The 15,310-nt window shown below is 56.8% G+C and carries 23 protein-coding genes and 1 tRNA gene; 19 read left to right on the top strand and 5 right to left on the bottom strand.

The features are described 5' to 3' along the window. The first annotated feature begins 5 nt into the window (after positions 1-5). Positions 6-497 carry a hypothetical protein gene (locus FHW77_RS14070; protein ID WP_182590521.1) on the top strand — a complete coding sequence of 164 codons (492 nt, stop codon included), beginning with the start codon at positions 6-8 and terminating at the stop codon, positions 495-497. Further along, complete coding sequence (locus tag FHW77_RS14065; protein WP_182590520.1) at positions 497-880, top strand: hypothetical protein; 384 nt, start codon at positions 497-499, stop codon at positions 878-880. Before FHW77_RS14070 ends, FHW77_RS14065 begins: the two co-directional genes overlap by 1 nt. A 219-nt stretch (positions 881-1,099) precedes the next feature. On the opposite strand, the gene FHW77_RS14060 is transcribed toward FHW77_RS14065, so the two are convergent. Together FHW77_RS14060 and FHW77_RS14055 are read right to left on the bottom strand one after the other, a co-directional pair. Then, on the bottom strand, positions 1,100-1,585 hold the full coding sequence (locus tag FHW77_RS14060) for a hypothetical protein (RefSeq protein WP_182590519.1): 486 nt from the start codon (positions 1,583-1,585) through the stop codon (positions 1,100-1,102). Between the two features lie 60 nt (positions 1,586-1,645). Next, complete coding sequence (locus FHW77_RS14055; protein ID WP_182590518.1) at positions 1,646-1,897, bottom strand: hypothetical protein; 252 nt, start codon at positions 1,895-1,897, stop codon at positions 1,646-1,648. Positions 1,898-1,947: 50 nt separating this feature from the next. Here FHW77_RS14055 and FHW77_RS14050 point away from each other — a divergent pair, with 50 nt between their 5' ends. From FHW77_RS14050 to FHW77_RS14005, 10 genes are read left to right on the top strand one after another with little or no spacing between them, the layout of a single operon-like run. Further along, positions 1,948-3,945: a coiled-coil domain-containing protein gene (locus FHW77_RS14050; protein WP_182590517.1), complete on the top strand. Its 1,998-nt coding sequence runs from the start codon at positions 1,948-1,950 to the stop codon at positions 3,943-3,945. Further along, on the top strand, positions 3,938-4,588 hold the full coding sequence (locus tag FHW77_RS14045; protein ID WP_182590516.1) for a hypothetical protein: 651 nt from the start codon (positions 3,938-3,940) through the stop codon (positions 4,586-4,588). The genes FHW77_RS14050 and FHW77_RS14045 overlap by 8 nt, the downstream gene beginning before the upstream one ends. After that, positions 4,585-5,172, top strand: coding sequence for a DUF2163 domain-containing protein (locus FHW77_RS14040; RefSeq protein ID WP_182590515.1), 588 nt, complete (start codon positions 4,585-4,587; stop codon positions 5,170-5,172). The genes FHW77_RS14045 and FHW77_RS14040 overlap by 4 nt, the downstream gene beginning before the upstream one ends. Positions 5,173-5,183: 11 nt before the next feature. Further along, positions 5,184-5,489, top strand: a complete 306-nt coding sequence (locus FHW77_RS14035) for a hypothetical protein (protein WP_182590514.1) — start codon at positions 5,184-5,186, stop codon at positions 5,487-5,489. A gap of 6 nt (positions 5,490-5,495) precedes the next feature. Then, entirely contained in the window at positions 5,496-5,900 is a 405-nt protein-coding gene (locus tag FHW77_RS14030; RefSeq protein ID WP_182590513.1) for a DUF6950 family protein, read from the top strand. Between the two features lie 6 nt (positions 5,901-5,906). After that, on the top strand, positions 5,907-8,744 hold the full coding sequence (locus tag FHW77_RS14025; protein ID WP_182590512.1) for a phage tail protein: 2,838 nt from the start codon (positions 5,907-5,909) through the stop codon (positions 8,742-8,744). Positions 8,745-8,747: 3 nt separating this feature from the next. After that, complete coding sequence (locus tag FHW77_RS14020) at positions 8,748-8,975, top strand: hypothetical protein (protein ID WP_182590511.1); 228 nt, start codon at positions 8,748-8,750, stop codon at positions 8,973-8,975. Then, positions 8,975-9,850, top strand: a complete 876-nt coding sequence (locus tag FHW77_RS26735; protein ID WP_286086110.1) for a gp53-like domain-containing protein — start codon at positions 8,975-8,977, stop codon at positions 9,848-9,850. The genes FHW77_RS14020 and FHW77_RS26735 overlap by 1 nt, the downstream gene beginning before the upstream one ends. A 2-nt stretch (positions 9,851-9,852) precedes the next feature. Beyond that, positions 9,853-10,317, top strand: a complete 465-nt coding sequence (locus tag FHW77_RS26730; RefSeq protein WP_286086109.1) for a hypothetical protein — start codon at positions 9,853-9,855, stop codon at positions 10,315-10,317. A gap of 34 nt (positions 10,318-10,351) precedes the next feature. Continuing rightward, on the top strand, positions 10,352-11,065 hold the full coding sequence (locus FHW77_RS14005; protein ID WP_182590510.1) for a M15 family metallopeptidase: 714 nt from the start codon (positions 10,352-10,354) through the stop codon (positions 11,063-11,065). Here the strand turns inward: FHW77_RS14005 and FHW77_RS26975 are convergent. Next, the gene (locus tag FHW77_RS26975) at positions 11,047-11,427 is read right to left on the bottom strand and encodes an HNH endonuclease family protein (protein WP_182590575.1); all 381 of its coding nucleotides are present in this window, start codon (positions 11,425-11,427) and stop codon (positions 11,047-11,049) included. The two genes, FHW77_RS14005 and FHW77_RS26975, sit on opposite strands and share 19 nt — an antisense overlap. A 191-nt stretch (positions 11,428-11,618) precedes the next feature. On the opposite strand from FHW77_RS26975, the gene FHW77_RS13995 reads away from it, so the two are divergent. The 5 genes from FHW77_RS13995 to FHW77_RS13975 are packed head-to-tail and all read left to right on the top strand — an operon-like array spanning position 11,619 to position 13,637. Then, complete coding sequence (locus tag FHW77_RS13995) at positions 11,619-11,945, top strand: cell wall anchor protein (protein WP_182590509.1); 327 nt, start codon at positions 11,619-11,621, stop codon at positions 11,943-11,945. A gap of 2 nt (positions 11,946-11,947) precedes the next feature. Beyond that, positions 11,948-12,448 (top strand): hypothetical protein, encoded by a 501-nt coding sequence (locus tag FHW77_RS13990; protein WP_182590508.1) that lies wholly within the window; start codon positions 11,948-11,950, stop codon positions 12,446-12,448. Positions 12,449-12,461: 13 nt separating this feature from the next. After that, positions 12,462-12,731: a hypothetical protein gene (locus tag FHW77_RS13985; protein ID WP_182590507.1), complete on the top strand. Its 270-nt coding sequence runs from the start codon at positions 12,462-12,464 to the stop codon at positions 12,729-12,731. Then, entirely contained in the window at positions 12,728-12,949 is a 222-nt protein-coding gene (locus FHW77_RS13980; RefSeq protein WP_182590506.1) for a hypothetical protein, read from the top strand. Before FHW77_RS13985 ends, FHW77_RS13980 begins: the two co-directional genes overlap by 4 nt. After that, positions 12,942-13,637: a sunset domain-containing protein gene (locus tag FHW77_RS13975; protein WP_182590505.1), complete on the top strand. Its 696-nt coding sequence runs from the start codon at positions 12,942-12,944 to the stop codon at positions 13,635-13,637. Before FHW77_RS13980 ends, FHW77_RS13975 begins: the two co-directional genes overlap by 8 nt. A 6-nt stretch (positions 13,638-13,643) precedes the next feature. On the opposite strand, the gene FHW77_RS13970 is transcribed toward FHW77_RS13975, so the two are convergent. Both FHW77_RS13970 and FHW77_RS13965 read right to left on the bottom strand, forming a co-directional pair. Then, positions 13,644-13,814, bottom strand: a complete 171-nt coding sequence (locus FHW77_RS13970) for a hypothetical protein (RefSeq protein ID WP_182590504.1) — start codon at positions 13,812-13,814, stop codon at positions 13,644-13,646. Then, the gene (locus FHW77_RS13965; RefSeq protein ID WP_112637053.1) at positions 13,811-14,110 is read right to left on the bottom strand and encodes a hypothetical protein; all 300 of its coding nucleotides are present in this window, start codon (positions 14,108-14,110) and stop codon (positions 13,811-13,813) included. The genes FHW77_RS13970 and FHW77_RS13965 overlap by 4 nt, the downstream gene beginning before the upstream one ends. Before the next feature lie 200 nt (positions 14,111-14,310). Here FHW77_RS13965 and FHW77_RS13960 point away from each other — a divergent pair. Both FHW77_RS13960 and FHW77_RS13955 read left to right on the top strand, forming a co-directional pair. After that, positions 14,311-14,384, top strand: a tRNA-Cys gene (locus tag FHW77_RS13960). 243 nt (positions 14,385-14,627) lie between these two features. Then, positions 14,628-15,299: a protein-L-isoaspartate O-methyltransferase family protein gene (locus FHW77_RS13955; protein WP_004442175.1), complete on the top strand. Its 672-nt coding sequence runs from the start codon at positions 14,628-14,630 to the stop codon at positions 15,297-15,299. The last annotated feature ends 11 nt before the right edge of the window (positions 15,300-15,310 follow it).

Here is a 15,310-nt window from a genome sequence, read left to right as displayed (position 1 = left end):
GCGGAATGTCGAATTTCACTGATATCGTTGATAAGGAAGTTCTTGCTGAGCTTGAGAAACCAAAGGTTCGCAGCAAGGGTTTCATCCAGTCACAGTTGGCGCGGGCCATTTGGGATCAGATCGATGACGATCAGAAATTCCAGGTCGGCCATCCCCAACTGATCCGGGCCATCAATCGTTCTGCCAAAAAGCATATGAAAAGCGCTTTGGCAAAGTACGAGACTGCCGAGTATCAGCTTCCGTTCAACATCGACGGCGCTATTTCCATCCCAGATGGGGAGACGCAGACGATCCGGATCACTGAAACGCTGTCGCAAGACGATTGGGATCGAGCCTTCGATGAAAGGCGAAAGCAGCACGAAGCTTATGGCAATGCTCTTGAAGAGTACGCCAACGCCAACAGAATGTTGAAACCGATATGGCAGAAACATCCGAAGTGGACAGTCGGGCAGTGCATTCGGCAAATCGTGAAAGATGCCTCGAAGAGGGGCCGCTGATGAGCAACGACAACAAAACGGCGATGGTCTATCTGCCTGATGGTTTCGACACTGATAGTCTTCCATTAGGAACCTACCAAGGCGTGCTTTGCCCGATTGACGAAGCCATCCTCACGAGTGCCACAGAAACACTGAAGATGCTCGTGAGTGGCTTTGCGAAAGAGGCAGAGTGGTTCGAAGCCGAGATAAAGGACGCCGTGGATACATGGGGTCCGGTTTCGGAAGATGAGCCCTGCTATGTCCTAACATGCGTTCCCGAGCAAGCCGATCGGCACAGAGAAAATTTGCGCAGAGGTGCCGATCTTCTTTCTACGATGATCGAGCAGCTTGGTTTGATCGGAACGGAATTCATTATCGACGGCAAGAAGCCGAAGATGAACTAGATCGAGGCGGCTCCGGCCGCCTCAACTGTTTTAGGAGATGGATATTGCCCCTAGCAAAAGAAATCTGGATCGAGAAGATCAGACCCGGCGAGGAGGCTTCCATTGTCGCGTCGTTTGATCTTCATGAGCAGGCACAAGGCGATCCAACAGGTGGTGGAAAGCCTTTCGCTATGCCCATTCAGGGTATCGGTGAAGTCTGGTTTCAGTTCGTCTGCTGCATCAAAGGCCAAGCCATTTACTCAGGGATTCTGCCAAATCTGGAAGCTGGTCAAGGCCAGAGTCCAGAGCCCGCTCAGCTAATTTACCGAGAACTTCTGCGGGCGCCGCTTTGATCTTGGCTATCAATGACGCCTTCACGGTCTCGTCAGCGGCGGAATCCCTAACCTTCTGAATGAGGAGTGCCTTTATAGTCTCCTCATGAAGCTTGACTGTCACAACACCAAGGATAGCGGATAAACCGCCGTCGTCAGTGATGAAATCAATGCCCTTCGCCGTGATCTGTGGGTTTATGACGTGGATTTCTCCATCCATAAACGTTTGCCACTTCGCGGTCGCAAGTCCGTGCTCGCACAGGTAATAAAGGTTGTACTTTACCTGCCGCTCATCCCGGCCCTGATAAAAATCGCGTATGTCTGCGGATCGCGGATAAACTTCCGACAGCCCCTGCAAAATCTCACGTTGAAAGTTACGGTCGAGCAACTCCATGCATTCCCCCTTCTGGCTTGGCGCTAGAAAAGGAGCACGGACGCAATCGGGAGTCGAGTCTTAGTCTAGAAGACCGTTAGCAACACACCACTTTCGGTTACGATCTTCTCGTTCTGTAAGGTTCGGACCGAACGGCTCCTTGCAGCGTTCTCGCATGATCTCTTCGTCTTTGGCTTGCAGGGCTTGAAAGCCTTGTTCAGCCTTTTGCCTCTCAGTAAGCGGCTCTTGGCCGATAAGCGCCCAGGCCCCGATGGCGGCCAAAATTGCAGCGCCGCATAGGCCTGCTGCTACCGTCTTCGTCTTTGTATCCATATTCCCCTCCGGTGCGGCTCAAATTCTGCCCACAAGACAGGTAAAACCGAATGGCTGATTTCGCAACGCTAGTCCTTGCTGCGGACTCCCGTAGTCTCAAGGCCGGGGAACGGGATCTAGATAGCATCGGATCGACTGCTGAGCGCACGGAGCGCCGCGTCAACAAAGCCACCGATAACATGGCTAAGGGGTTCACGGCTGTTGGAAGGCAGTCAACTTACGCCAACGGCCAGATGCGCGCGACTTCGATGCAACTCAGCCAGGTCGCGCAACAAGCGTCCGTCACGGGCGACTGGCTGCAAGCCATTGCGGTTCAGTTGCCGGACTTGGCTTTGGCTCTCGGACCTGTCGGCATTCTTGCTGGCGCCGCAGCGGGTGCGCTCCTGCCACTGGTTGCAAATCTGGCAATGACCCAGGAAGAGGCCGCTGATCTAGCTGAGAAAATCAAGGCTCTTGAAGCCGCCACGCAAGCTTACGAAGAGGCGGTTTCGAACGCATCGCTTTCAGCGAAGGATCTTGTTGATCGGTTTGGAGAACAGGCAGAGGGTGCGCAACGCGCATATCAAGCACTTCGGCAGCTTCGTGAACTGGAATATGGCGACAAGCTGCGTCAGGCCAGCGATGCTATCCAAGCTAGTCTGCAGGACATTGAGGCTTCGGTAGACCGGTTTCAGACCGCAACTCTGAATTTCCTTCCGCGGGAAGCAATCATGGCTGCGCAGCAGGAAACTCAGTATCTTGCCCGCGAATTTGGCCTGACAGCAATTCAGGCCCATGAGATCACGAATGCCTTGAACGAACTTGAAAGGGCAAACGGCCCGCGCGCGGTGGCCGACGCTGCCCTGAACCTCTCAAACATGCTGAAGGACGCAGCGGACGAGGGCGCTAAACTCCCTCCTTCTCTGCGAGACGTTCAGAAAGAGGCATTGAGGACATACCTTGAGGCTTCTCGATTTGAAAAACTGCTGGGCACTGCGAATGATACTGCAGCGACCTTGGCCGGTACGATGGGTTCGGTGGCAAATGAGGCGAACAGGGCGGCCAACAACATCGCAGCGGCAATCGACGCTCAACGCACGAAGGCAGTCATAGACCAGCTCGGTCCTCTCAACACGCTAAACGCTTTTGAGCGCACGCCTTTCCAAGATGAAATGCAGCTTCAGAACGAGCGAGCCAATAACACCAAAAGCCTTTACCAGCTGGTAGCAGAGCGTGAAGCAAAGCGAAACAGCCGGAGCGCTAACAGCGAGGCTAAGAGATACGAGCGCGAACGTCAGGCAGTCTCAGACCTCATTGACGAGCTGAAGGAAGAACTGAGCCTCGTCGGGGCCACGGAAACAGCCAAGCGATCGGCCGCTGCCATTCGCCAGGCAGGAGCCGCGGCAACCGATCAGGAAAGGGAGGCGATTGCCAGCCTCATCACTCAGATCGACGCCGAGCAAGAGGCCCGTGACCGCCAGATCGATACTATGGAAGAGTACAAGGATAGTGTCGGTAGTGTTCTCGATGACATCCGCTCGGCCATGGACGATGGCAAAATCACTTGGGACGAGTGGGCCGATATCGCGCTTAATGCCCTCGATAAGGTGATCAGCCGCATTCAGGACGATTTGCTCGACGCAATCTTTTCCGTCAACAAGTCGACTAGCGGCGGGGGCGGTGGCGGTCTTTTTAGCAGCTTGTTCAGCAGCATCTTTGGCGGCGGCACAGGTGGCTTTGCAAAGCTTCCTTCTGTCGGTCCCGTTCCGATTGCGCGACCGAGCTTCGATGGCGGTGGTTACACAGGTTCCGGCGCGCGCGCGGGTGGCCTCGATGGCAAGGGTGGCTTCTGGGCGATGATGCACCCCGATGAAACTGTTATCGACCACACCAAGGGGCAGTCTGCGACAAGCCAACTTGGTGGCACGTCGGAGGTACTGGTGAGCCTTTCACCCGAACTTGTGGGCCAAATCCTCGAGCAGGCGCAGGGACAGACGGTGAAGATCGTTTCCCAGAACAACAAGAACCAGCGTAACCTCTATCAGAACGGACAGGCGCAAGATGGCTGATCCTATTTCGCTCCCGGTTATTCCTTGGAGCCAGGTCGATTTCACGCCAGTAAGCCCTGTTTCTGCAAATAGGATGGAGGGGCGAAGGACGGAAGTTCAGGCGTTCGGAACGCCTTACTGGACGGCAAAGTTTTCGACGGGAACTCTTCTGCCGAAGCAGTCTGGCCTATTCGACGCCTTTATGATGAAGGCTGACGCCAGAGGCACGACGTTTCTGGGGTATGACGTTTGGCGCCCTCGACCAATCGCGATGGATACGGGCGCGCCACTATCAGGCACGAAGGCCGGCGGCGGGGCGTTCAACGGCCAGGTGTTCTTTCAGTCCGTGAGTGCAAACACCCTTTATCTCGGCGGCCTGCCGGCGGGATTCGTGTTCTCCCCCGGAGATTATATCGAGGTCAGGAAAACCGTCCTCATCAGGTCGCTGCATCGGATCGTAGAGCCTACGGTAGCCGATGCAAATGGCTTCGCGGCTGTTCAGATCATGTATGCGCTCGATACCCAGAATTTCCCATCGACATGCACGGGCCACCTCGAAAAGCCAGCGTGCCTGATGATGATTGATCCCGGCAGCGCTCAGGCTCCAAAGTCGCTCGGGAGCCGGGAAACATCATTCACCGCAACTGAGGTTTTCCACTCATGAGCCTTGATCCCGTTGTCGCAGCGCAGATTGAAAAGGGCCGCATTGCGCGTCTCGATCTGATCCGCTTCGACCTTCCCGGCAAAACGGTTGGTTACCATCGCGGCGGCCGACCTTACGTTTACAACGGTCTTACCTACCTGCCTAATAGGTTCTTGGACATCGGCAGTATGACGTCTGCGGTGGGAACGGCTGTCACGACGCGCACCATCACGTTCTCGGATATCCCGGTGACCGATCCAGACGACGCGGTCGCGAAGATCGAGGAGTTCGACTACCAGAACTCGCCGGTCATCATCGCTCACCTCTGCGGTGTGCCGAACACAAACGAGGTTTTGGGCATCCTCGCATCGTCCATCTATGAGATCGACCAAGTGCGCTACAACAAAGGTGCTGTCTCCGGTTCTGAGCGCACTTTGACTATGGAAATCGATCTGCAGCCGCCGGGGCGCTCTGCACGCGGCTCCACCGGCGTCAAGCGCTCCATTGCAGAACAGCAATTCGACAACAGCCCTACAGACACCGGCCTCGAATATGTGGCCACCAACGCCAGCATTCCCGAGGAATGGGGCCAACGGCAAGGTTGAGGAGAAAGCGCATGATCTTTCATCACAAGCAGGCAGAGCATGTTTCCGTCGGTGTCTTCAAGGACCACGAAGGACAGCCATTGGTCACCGTCGATGGCATCAATGCAGGCACAGTCGACTACATCGAAGAGATGATCAGGAATTTCCGTCGTCAGCAGGCTGAGACTATTTCTGACCCCAATCAGATTAAGGCTCCCTTCGTTATCTCAGACGGCGTCCTCCATATTGACGAAGTCAGAGTGCAGAACCTGAGCGAGATTACGGCTGTTCTGCGCAACGTTCAGATCACCGAAGCCGTCATCGGTCCCGGTCGGTAAGCACTCATGAACCGTTTCCGAATTGTCGAAGCTACGCTCACCGCGGAGCTTGCGAAGCCGTATGCCTATGGCACAGCGGATTGCTTCTTCTTGGGCTGCGCGATGATTGACGCTCTCACAGGGGCTGAGACGGCGAAGAAGTATCTCGGCTCCTACAAGACCCTCGCAGGCGCTCAGAGAGCGCTCAGGAAGCGCAAACACAAGTCTCTGGTGACATTCTTCGAGGCCGAGCTTGAACAAGCTCCTAAGGGGGCCGGTGAGGCGCGGCTGGGCGATCTCGTCATTCTCCGCCTCGCTGATGGCGCCGAGCATGTCGGAATCTGCCTCGGAACTCGCTTCGTCACAAAAGCACCGGACGGCCGGCAGGATTACGGCCTCGGGGAAGTTATCGCCGCCTTTCACATCGGATAATCGTCAATGGCTATTTTTTCACTGATCGGCGGCGCCATTGCCGGCGCGCTGTTCGGCGGCTCTGTGCTGGCCGCGACCCTGATCAGCGGAGCCCTTGCCTTCGGCGCAAGTCTTGCCCTCAGCTATCTTAAGAGGCCAAAGAAGCGTTCGTATACCGCCGTCCAAGGTGAAACACAGTATGGCGGCGATATCGACGTTCAGACGCTCTACGGCCACGGCAAGACCAAAGGCCAGCGGACCTATTACGCAAAGTGGGGGCAGGGCAACAAGTACAATGCCGAGGTGTTTGTGCTGGCCAACGGCTGGTGCGATGGTCTCTTCGATTATTGCTTCGTCTATGGTGAGCGCCGCGCGCTGATCCAGGTTGGCAACGTAGGCGGTGAGGCTGCGCATTATCGCGTTGACGGCTTCAGCGACAAGATTTCGATCCGCTTCTACGATGGCCGCCCGGGTCAGCCGGTTGACGCCAAGCTCGTTGCTGACACCGCGTCTCTCGGCAACACTTGGAAGAGCACGAGCGTCAATGCTGGCCAGTGCTATGTGATTGTCGAGCGACTTTATGACAGCGCATTGTTCGAGAAAGGCAAGCCCGATTTCGAATTCGTCATGCGTGGTCTCCGCGAGTATGACCCGCGAAAGGATTCGACGGTTGCCGGCGGCTCTGGCCCGCAGCGCATCAACGATCCCGCTACGTGGGTCTTTACCCGCAACCCGGCTGTGCACCGGCTGAACTATCAGCTTGGCCTCAGGGCGCTGAACTCAGGCCGCACGCTGATTGGTGAAGGCAAGTCGCTCGGTCAACTCGACCTGGCGACCTACTTCGTCGCCATGAATGTCTGCGACACCATCAAGGCGGGGAAGCCAACGTATGAATGCGGCCTCTGGGTAACCGGCGCTGACGACCACACGGAAATCCTCAAGGAGTTTGAGGACGCTATGGCAGGCTACGGCCTTAACCGTCGTGGCCTGTCTGGCGTCATCGCTGGTGCGCCTCAGATTCCTGTTCTTGAAATTACAAAGGATGATCTCGATACCGGCCGGTCGAGCGAATTCCAGTTCAAGAAGTCTGCTTTCGAGCGGTATAACCATCTATCCGGTCAGTTCCTGTCGATCGAGGACAATTGGAACCCGCAGAGCCTCAAGCCTGTCTATTCGAATGCCGATGTGGCAGCCGACGGTCGTAATCGGCAGACCAGCAACGATTTCCTTCAGGTCACCGACCCGGATATCGCGCAATACCTTCTGACCATTCGCTATCGTCAGAACCGCATGGGCGGCACGGCTACCTTGCCTGTCAGCCTGCGCGTTGGCCTGAAGGTGCAGGAAGGTGAGTGGGTTGTCTGTAACGGTCGCACTTGGATGATCTCAGATTGGCTGTGCGACGAGAGTTTTAACGTCACGTTGAAGCTTTCCGAGACCAGCGCCGATATCTACGACGATGGAGACATTGACCCCGGTCCGGTGGTCATCCCGCCAACGCCGCCGATCAATCCGTCTGTCCTGACAACCGTGCAAGACTTCGCGGTTGAAACCGGAATGATCGAGGGTGCAGAAGGGTTTCAAACCCCGGTGCTGCGTTTCTCGTGGGATCCGCCCGATGACCCGACCATCGTAGAAGTCATATTCGAGTATCGGATAAGCGGCCAGACAACGGTCTACACCGACGTCTACACCTGCAAGGTTCCGGAAGTCGTAAACGAGTTTGGGCGCGTAGAGTACCAGACGTCCAAGGATGTGATCTCGGGCGTTTTCTATAACGCTCGCGCCACGATCCGCACGGTTCCTGATCGGTTCAAGACCTACACGCCGTGGGTTACCTCGGCCAACGTCACAGGCAATCAGACGGTGTTCGCAGAGGTCGATCTGTCGAATATTGAAGATGCCCTTGGCTGGCTCCGCAACAGCACCAGAACCGCACAGGACGCCATAGACGGCCTGATAGCGGGTATGATGGAGCTTTCTGTTGTCGCCTACAAAGATACTCGTAGTGCAGTCTATGAACTATCGGTTGAGCTTGGCGCTGCGAGAGCGTCATTCACTCAAGACCTCCAGCTTGCTGTAAGCGAGACCCAGGCAGTAGCAGGAAGGGTAGAAACCCTCACGGCGGCGTTGGGCGGCAACACGGCGTCGATCAACATCGCTTGGGCTGCAGTTGCCGCTCCGTCTGGCTATGCGGCCAGATATGGCATCACCGCAGCCGTCAACGATGAGAACTATAGGTCGGCATCGTTCCTCATGGACGTGCCGTCGAACCCGTCGAGTCCGACACGCATCATCATGAAGGCCGGTCAGGTCGTCATGGTCAGCGATGATGACGCCACGATAAAGCGGCCGTTCGTTTTCCAGTCCGGTGTCCTCTATCTCGATGAGGTGAGGGTCAACCAGTTGTCGGCCCTGTCTGGTGTGCTGGGCAATGTCGATATATCGAACGCTTACATCGGCACATTGACTGTCGGCACCTCGAATATCGATCCCGGCGCAATCACCGCGGCCGAGTCCGGTATTCTTCCCGGAAACGGGTCCGTCGATATCACTCTGACACATGGCGCAGGCTCCCCGCGTGTTCAGGTGGATGTGGTCGGCAAGGTGTTTTCTGGAACGTCGACCGATCAGCAGTACGTGAGTTTCACTCTGCGAAACGTCACCGACAACGCCGACATCGAAACCTTCCTGGTGTTCTCGAAAACGACACCGGCGGCGGGCGCTGCAAGGCTCCTCGGCGCCACGACGTACCTGTTCAACCCGCCCAGCGGCAGAACACAGACAACGTTCAGGCTGACCGCAACGCCGCAGGGAGCAACCCCTGTCAACTCCACAATCGTTGCTCAAGCATTCAAGAGGTAATCCATGACAGCCGGAAATCAGATGCAGGTTGACGCCTCCGTCATCCTGCATGAGGCAGAACTGCGCGAAACTTTCCTGAAGAACCGAACGCTTCTGCTCTCCCAACAGGTCCTGATGCAAAAGCAGGAAAACCAGATCCTCCTCGACAAGATCAACGGACTTGAAGCCGATCTGCGCCTTGCGAAAGGCGAAGGCGATTCCGCCGGTAACGGTAACGGAGCATCCGAATAATGGCTAACACCACTTGGTACGGCGACGGTACGGCAACCGTCGCTGTCGGCTCTCGCACTGTCACCGGCACGGACACCGGCTGGCTGACGGACGTTGCTGGCCTGACCCCGATCAAGGTTGGTGACAAGTTCGGCATACACGTCGGCCGCCCGATCGTCATCGAGCAGATCATCAGCGACACGGAATTGCTGCTTGCCGATGATTGGCCCGGTCCCGCGCAGACAGACGCGCCTTACAAAGTCGAGCTGACGTCGCCCACGATTGCGGCAGTCGAGGCCATGCGCCGGCTGCTGGCTTCGTTGTCGAATGGCAATCTCGACAGCCTGGCAGAGATCACCATCGGAACGGATGACATTCCGATCGGTATTGGGCCGGGGGTGTTTGGGACGATTAGCAAGGCCAGCCTGTCTGGTATAACAGCTTCGCTCGCGGCACTCGGCGCGCTTACACCTGCCGCAAACAAAGTCCCGTACTTCACCGGGGCAGACAGCGCTGGCCTGACAGACCTATCAGCTTTCGCGCGCACAATCCTCGATGACGTCAACGGCGCGGCAATGTTCGCGACCATGGGGGCCGCCCATATTGGCGCATCTCCGGGTTACGTTAAACTGCCGAATGGGATCATCATTCAATGGGGACGTTCATTCGTCGCGTCGGATATTGCGATAACGTTGCCTATAGCGTTCCCGACAGGCGTTTTCCTGAAACATGCAGTTTGCGAGCTTGCCTATACGCCGACGGCAACGCGCGTTGTGACTATAGACAACGTAGCCACACTCAACAGCATCACTGTGCGATTCAGAGACGTTGTTAATGGCGGGGCTGTGTCGGCGCCTACCAACGGTACCGTCGGCTGGCTGGCTATAGGGGTTTGAGCATGAAGAAGTTTGCATTGTTCGATGAGAACGGGCTTCCGATCTCTTTTTATTCCTCGGAAATTCATGGCGAAAACGTGCCCGAGGATGCTGTCGAAATCACTGTGGCGCAGTGGCGAGACTTTATCGAGAACCCCGACCTGCGGAAGTGGATTGACGGCGAAGTCGTTGCTGTAGAGCCGTCGCAGCCGGTGGCCACAGTCACCGACTACGAGAACGCCATTCAGAACCTTGTCGACAGCACGGCGCGCGAGCGCCAGTTCCGAGACGGCGTAACGCTGGCGTCCTACATCGGTTCTACAAAGCCGAAGTGGGCGGCGGAGGCTCAAGCTTTCGTCGCGTGGCGCGATAACGTCTGGTTCTACGCTTACGGCGAATTGGCCAAGGTTCAGGCGGGCCAGCGTGAGCAGCCGACCGTCGAGCAGTTCCTTACGGAAATCGCGCCCATCGCTTGGCCGGTAGCGTAACCCACCACCCATAACCCACGATCAGGACATCGCTATGAACTTTGAACAGTGGCTGCAAAGCCGGCTGACGGCACACGGCTATCCGGTTGGCGTAATAGACGGAAAGCTTGGGCCTATCTCTGTGGCCGCTCTCAAAGCATTCCAGAGCGCGAAGGGCATCCCGGCCAGCGGTATTGCCAATGAAGCGACAGTTGGCGCTCTGCGCCTCTCTGCGACCGCGTCGGTGCCTGCTATCCCCGAGCGTGCGCAGGTCCCGGAGAAGGAAACGTTCCAGCCATCGAAAACGGTGTGGCCTCGTCAGGCTGATGTCCCGGCATTCTTCGGCGCCGTAGGCCAGAACCAGACCAGTATCGAAATCCCTTTTGACATGTGGCTGGCATGGGACAAGGGCACCCGGATCAAGAAGATCACGGTCCACAAGCGGGTTGCCGAATCCGCCGAGCGCGCTTTCCAGAAGATTGCCGGCACCTATTCCGCGGCCGAGCGCAAGAACATCGGCATCGACCTGTTCGGCGGATCTCTCAACGTCCGCAAGATGCGCGGCGGCTCCAGCTACTCGATGCACAGCTGGGGCATTGCGATCGACTTCGATCCCGAGCGCAACCAACTGAAATGGGGCCGAGACAAAGCACGCCTTGCAAAGCCAGACGCCGTTTCCTTCTGGGTGGCGTGGGAAAGTGAAGGCTGGCTGTCACTCGGCCGCGCGCGCAACATGGACTTTATGCATGTTCAAGCTGCACGATTGTAGCGACCAACAGGAGGCCCGAGGTGCTTCCAACTTCTTGCGCATTTGATGTCGCTGATGGTCGGGACTGTTACCCCGAAGGCAGTGGCAATCTCGGCGTAAGGTCTCGGGTCTGACCGTATAGCGATCGCCTCTCTTTCAGAGAGCTTATGCCTGCCGTGAATATCACCCTTGTCCTGCCTGTTCTTGCGAACCTTGTCAGTCATGTTCGTTCGTTGATCACCAAGGAATAGATGATCTGGATTGACGCAAACTGGGTTGTCGCATTTGTGAAGGACGTGGGTTTCTCTGGTGAGGGGCTCTTTTCGATAAATCGACCAAGCTAACCGGTGTGCACGCTCCTGCACAACACCTAGTGGTCTCATCGTGAAGCAACCATAACCGCCACGTAGCTTGAAAATTGGGCCAGTCCACAGCCAGCAACCACAGTTTGGCTCGGGAGAAACGTGAAACTCAAAAGCGTCCTCTAAGGACGCGGCTTCGGGTCTTTTGCTCATAGCCCATAGTGCAAGTGCCAATATCATAATTCAACAAAATTCTCATCAAAGGACCGATCATGTTCAAGTCTCTGCTCATTGTGGCGGTGGCAGCATTTGGCCTGTCTGCTTGCCAATCCACCGGATCGATCGATACCGGCATTCGCAACAGCCTGCCGCAGGTATGTGCCGCCGGCGAAACCGCCTTTGCCGTGCTTCAGCCATTCATCGTGGCCGACAAGCTCAAGCCGAAGACCGCAGCAGCCGCTCAGGCGGCCTACCAGAGCCTTCAGGCGCTGTGCGCGAACAAAGACACCGCAACGCTTGCATCCACGCTGGTGGCGGCTTCTAGCGCCTATCTGACGATCAGCATCGCTGTACGCGAAGCTCAGAAGGTGGGAGGCTGATCATGCGACCTATTCATTGGATCATCGCCTCCATTCTGGCGCTCGTGTGCTTCCTCGCATTCTTCGTGACGAATGTGTCAGCGCAGGACGCCGTGCCAGCCATTGCGCCTTCCTCGTGGCTCTATGAAGTGTGGACTATCGTGCAGCCCATCGTGGTGCTGCTGGTGTCGACGGTCGGCCCCGTGCTGGTGACGTGGATCGCCGCTCGGCTGATTGCCCTTCTGAAAGTGACGGACGAAAAGCAGCGGGTTGAGATCGAAGCGAAGCTTCGTGAAGCGCTTCACCAGTCGGCAGCCAACGCCATCCGGTTTGCCTTGAGCAAGGCGGGCCTGCCCAACGTCGGCGGCGTCATCAATGACACGATTCTGACAGAAGCTTCGAAATATGTGATCGAGAAGAACCCAGAAGCTCTCCAGAAGCTCGGCGTCGACGCCAAGGGTCTTGAGGAAATCATTCTCTCGAAACTCCCTGACCTGATCAGGCAGACCGAGAAACCGTTTTAAAAGGAGGGCGGATATGCCTGATCCTGTTCAGCTGTCCGCCTTCGACAAGCTTCTGGACTATGGCGTCCTCGGGATAGCGATTGTCTTCCTGATCGGCGCGGTGATGTGGCTGACGAAGAAGCTATTCGCAACCCAAGACCAGGTACTGGCAGCCAAGGAAGCCCATAAGGACGACGCGATCAAATTCGCAACCATGACGGAAGTCCTTAAAAACCAGATGCAGACCCAAGCCGAACTCATGAAGATGACGCTTGAGACCCTGCAGGATAGGGGGCGTACATGAAGCTGAAAACCTTCATCCGCCGCATGAGTGGGAATTACCGGCCAAATCGGCACGCACAACTCGACAGTGAGATCAGCGAGGCGCGGGAAAGCTTGCGTCTCAATTCAATCGCCGTCGAATCGGGGGCACGAGCCATAGACAGAATGAAGTCCGACGTTCTGGCGAATATGACCGGGATGTTGCGGATGGTGCAGAGGGCTGATCAGAACAATGAATAATCCGCTTCTTTTGTGGACGGTGGCCGCGAACATCCTCTATTGGACCGTTGGCTTTGCGAGCCCGAACCCTTTCATCTCCAGCGCTTCTTCGCTCTTTCTGCTGGTTTCCAGCGCGATCATGTTCCTGCGCTACTTCCCCACTGCCTATGACGTTCTCATCCATCAGCAGAGAGATACGGGGCAGGGTGGAGAAGGTAGCCATGTCGGGGTCTATGGAGCGACACTGATCGCCGCGGGCTCCTGCTATGTGGGGCTGTTCGGCTTCCTGTGGGTTCTTGCTGGCCAGCCTCAGGAATGGCTCGGCACTGCCTATTCTGGTTACGGCCGGGCAGTCTCGGGCGCGGGGTTCGTGCTTATGGCGTTCAGCCCGACGATTGCGAGCGGCACGTTTCGGCCGGCCAACATCCTGATGATCATCATGTTGATTGTCGGGATCGCCGTTGCGTCGTTCTTCGTGGGCCGGATCACCCAGCCAGAGCAGGCATCATACTGGCTCAGCATCAAAGGGAGGCTGGTCAATCGGCCGATCTGCCCTGAAGACGAACCTGTGTTTGGAACCGATCGCCGGATCTACCATACACTGGAAAGCCCATACCGCGGCATGGTGATTCCGTCGTGGTGCTTCTCATCTTCTCAGGAAGCAGAGACAAAAGGCTTCCGGGCGCCGAAAGGATTGGCCGCCAATTGAAGGCGGTCAGCTTGCCTTGAACATATCCCGCTGCGGGTAATGCTCCGGGCACCACCAGTTCGGCTTCTCAACCTTCGACCGGCTAAAACCCCAGCCGCCCCAACGCTTACACCCCGGGTGCTCGCACCAGTGGTTCTCGTGGATGCCGTCGCCGGCCTTGCTGGTCTGGTCGCTCATTGATGAATATCCAGTTCCCGCAGCTTCCAGCCTCCCGGAGGTGGAGAAGCCTGCAGCTTGGTGGCGCGCTGTGTGAGCTTTGCTGAGGCGATAATCTTTGCCTCACGTTTCGACGTCGCTTGAACGTTGATGACCCACCGGCCGGACTGAAACCGATATGTCTTCGGCTTAGCGCTTTCGACAAACTGACATCCCGCGACAAACGCAAGGCGCATCTTGGCTTTGTCCTGCTCGGTTGCTCCCCTCACAGTCTCCCACCATTTCTCAAAATTTTTATCGATCTCACTCTTGAGCATGTTCTTAATATGTTCACGCCTTGCGCGGAGTCAATGTGTTGATTCTGGCGATACGGTTGTGCTGCCCAAGGCCCGGAGAGGCGAACGTGTGCAGAACGGCTATTCAGAATAAAAAAAGGACGATATTCAGAATGAGCCTCTTGCGCATCGATTAGGATTATTCTAAATCCCCGCCACGACAGCGAAAAAGCTGTCAGTGAGGCCTCGTGGCGGAGTGGTGACGCAGAGGACTGCAAATCCTTGTACCCCGGTTCAATTCCGGGCGAGGCCTCCAAAATTCTCCCACGGTACGATGATTTTTCCTGTTCCGCGTCACGATTGGCGACGTCTCGCCGTTCGTTCCGCGAAGAAAACCGCTGCCATTCTGCTTTTTACCCCACATCCGTCTTACCGCGCTTGAAAGCGCGCTCTTGGCCAATTATGAGATTATTCAAAGGCGAGGGGAGGCCCGCGCCGTTTTGAGCTTTTGGAGCCGGGACTTCCCGACCGGCATCCGTGAAATTGAGGCGATAACGACATGATGGATTTCGAAACCGCGCGCGCCAATATGGTCGACAGCCAGCTGCGTACGACCGACGTGACTTCGCATTCGGTGCTGAAGGCGTTTCTGAGTGTGCCGCGCGAGGCATTCGTGCCGACGGGTGCACGGCAGATTGCCTATGTGGATGAGGATTTGCAGATCTGTCCCGCCCGGGATGGCCGCCCGGCCCGTTATGTCATGAAGGCCTCGCCGCTCGCGAAGCTGCTGCAGCTCGCGGCCGTTTCGAGGGAGGACGTGGTCCTGGAAATCGGCGGTGGTTCCGGTTATGCGGCCGCCATCCTGTCCCAGCTTGCCGGCTCCGTCGTTTCGCTCGAATGCGATGAAGCGCTCGCCGCACAGGCGACCGAAACGCTCGCTTCGCTTGGCTATGACAATGTCGCTGTCGTCACCGGCGATCTCGAAAAGGGTTATGCGAGCGAAGCGCCTTACGATCTGATTTTCGTGAACGGCGCTGTCGAGGAAGTGCCGGCGGCACTTACCGAACAGTTGCGCGACGGCGGGCGTCTCGTCGTCGTTGTCGGATACGGCAATGCCGCAAAGGCCACCGTCTATCGCCGCGATGGCGCCAGCACGTCGGCCGCGACCTTCTTCAATGCTTCGGTCAAGCCGCTGCCGGGTTTCGCCAAGGCGGCCGAATTCGTTTTCTGATCACCGTACCA

Source organism: Agrobacterium sp. RC10-4-1, from assembly GCF_014138475.1.
GTDB lineage: Bacteria > Pseudomonadota > Alphaproteobacteria > Rhizobiales > Rhizobiaceae > Agrobacterium > Agrobacterium pusense.
The sequence above is the reverse complement of the archived record's forward strand: the minus strand, read 5'-3'. Positions and strand labels throughout refer to the sequence as shown.

Coding starts and splice junctions, on each gene's coding strand:
- FHW77_RS14070 (WP_182590521.1), top strand. CDS start 6: ATGTCGAATTTCACTGATATCGTTGATAAGGAAGTTCTTGCTGAGCTT.
- FHW77_RS14065 (WP_182590520.1), top strand. CDS start 497: ATGAGCAACGACAACAAAACGGCGATGGTCTATCTGCCTGATGGTTTC.
- FHW77_RS14060 (WP_182590519.1), bottom strand. CDS start 1,585: ATGGAGTTGCTCGACCGTAACTTTCAACGTGAGATTTTGCAGGGGCTG.
- FHW77_RS14055 (WP_182590518.1), bottom strand. CDS start 1,897: ATGGATACAAAGACGAAGACGGTAGCAGCAGGCCTATGCGGCGCTGCA.
- FHW77_RS14050 (WP_182590517.1), top strand. CDS start 1,948: ATGGCTGATTTCGCAACGCTAGTCCTTGCTGCGGACTCCCGTAGTCTC.
- FHW77_RS14045 (WP_182590516.1), top strand. CDS start 3,938: ATGGCTGATCCTATTTCGCTCCCGGTTATTCCTTGGAGCCAGGTCGAT.
- FHW77_RS14040 (WP_182590515.1), top strand. CDS start 4,585: ATGAGCCTTGATCCCGTTGTCGCAGCGCAGATTGAAAAGGGCCGCATT.
- FHW77_RS14035 (WP_182590514.1), top strand. CDS start 5,184: ATGATCTTTCATCACAAGCAGGCAGAGCATGTTTCCGTCGGTGTCTTC.
- FHW77_RS14030 (WP_182590513.1), top strand. CDS start 5,496: ATGAACCGTTTCCGAATTGTCGAAGCTACGCTCACCGCGGAGCTTGCG.
- FHW77_RS14025 (WP_182590512.1), top strand. CDS start 5,907: ATGGCTATTTTTTCACTGATCGGCGGCGCCATTGCCGGCGCGCTGTTC.
- FHW77_RS14020 (WP_182590511.1), top strand. CDS start 8,748: ATGACAGCCGGAAATCAGATGCAGGTTGACGCCTCCGTCATCCTGCAT.
- FHW77_RS26735 (WP_286086110.1), top strand. CDS start 8,975: ATGGCTAACACCACTTGGTACGGCGACGGTACGGCAACCGTCGCTGTC.
- FHW77_RS26730 (WP_286086109.1), top strand. CDS start 9,853: ATGAAGAAGTTTGCATTGTTCGATGAGAACGGGCTTCCGATCTCTTTT.
- FHW77_RS14005 (WP_182590510.1), top strand. CDS start 10,352: ATGAACTTTGAACAGTGGCTGCAAAGCCGGCTGACGGCACACGGCTAT.
- FHW77_RS26975 (WP_182590575.1), bottom strand. CDS start 11,427: ATGAGACCACTAGGTGTTGTGCAGGAGCGTGCACACCGGTTAGCTTGG.
- FHW77_RS13995 (WP_182590509.1), top strand. CDS start 11,619: ATGTTCAAGTCTCTGCTCATTGTGGCGGTGGCAGCATTTGGCCTGTCT.
- FHW77_RS13990 (WP_182590508.1), top strand. CDS start 11,948: ATGCGACCTATTCATTGGATCATCGCCTCCATTCTGGCGCTCGTGTGC.
- FHW77_RS13985 (WP_182590507.1), top strand. CDS start 12,462: ATGCCTGATCCTGTTCAGCTGTCCGCCTTCGACAAGCTTCTGGACTAT.
- FHW77_RS13980 (WP_182590506.1), top strand. CDS start 12,728: ATGAAGCTGAAAACCTTCATCCGCCGCATGAGTGGGAATTACCGGCCA.
- FHW77_RS13975 (WP_182590505.1), top strand. CDS start 12,942: ATGAATAATCCGCTTCTTTTGTGGACGGTGGCCGCGAACATCCTCTAT.
- FHW77_RS13970 (WP_182590504.1), bottom strand. CDS start 13,814: ATGAGCGACCAGACCAGCAAGGCCGGCGACGGCATCCACGAGAACCAC.
- FHW77_RS13965 (WP_112637053.1), bottom strand. CDS start 14,110: ATGCTCAAGAGTGAGATCGATAAAAATTTTGAGAAATGGTGGGAGACT.
- FHW77_RS13955 (WP_004442175.1), top strand. CDS start 14,628: ATGATGGATTTCGAAACCGCGCGCGCCAATATGGTCGACAGCCAGCTG.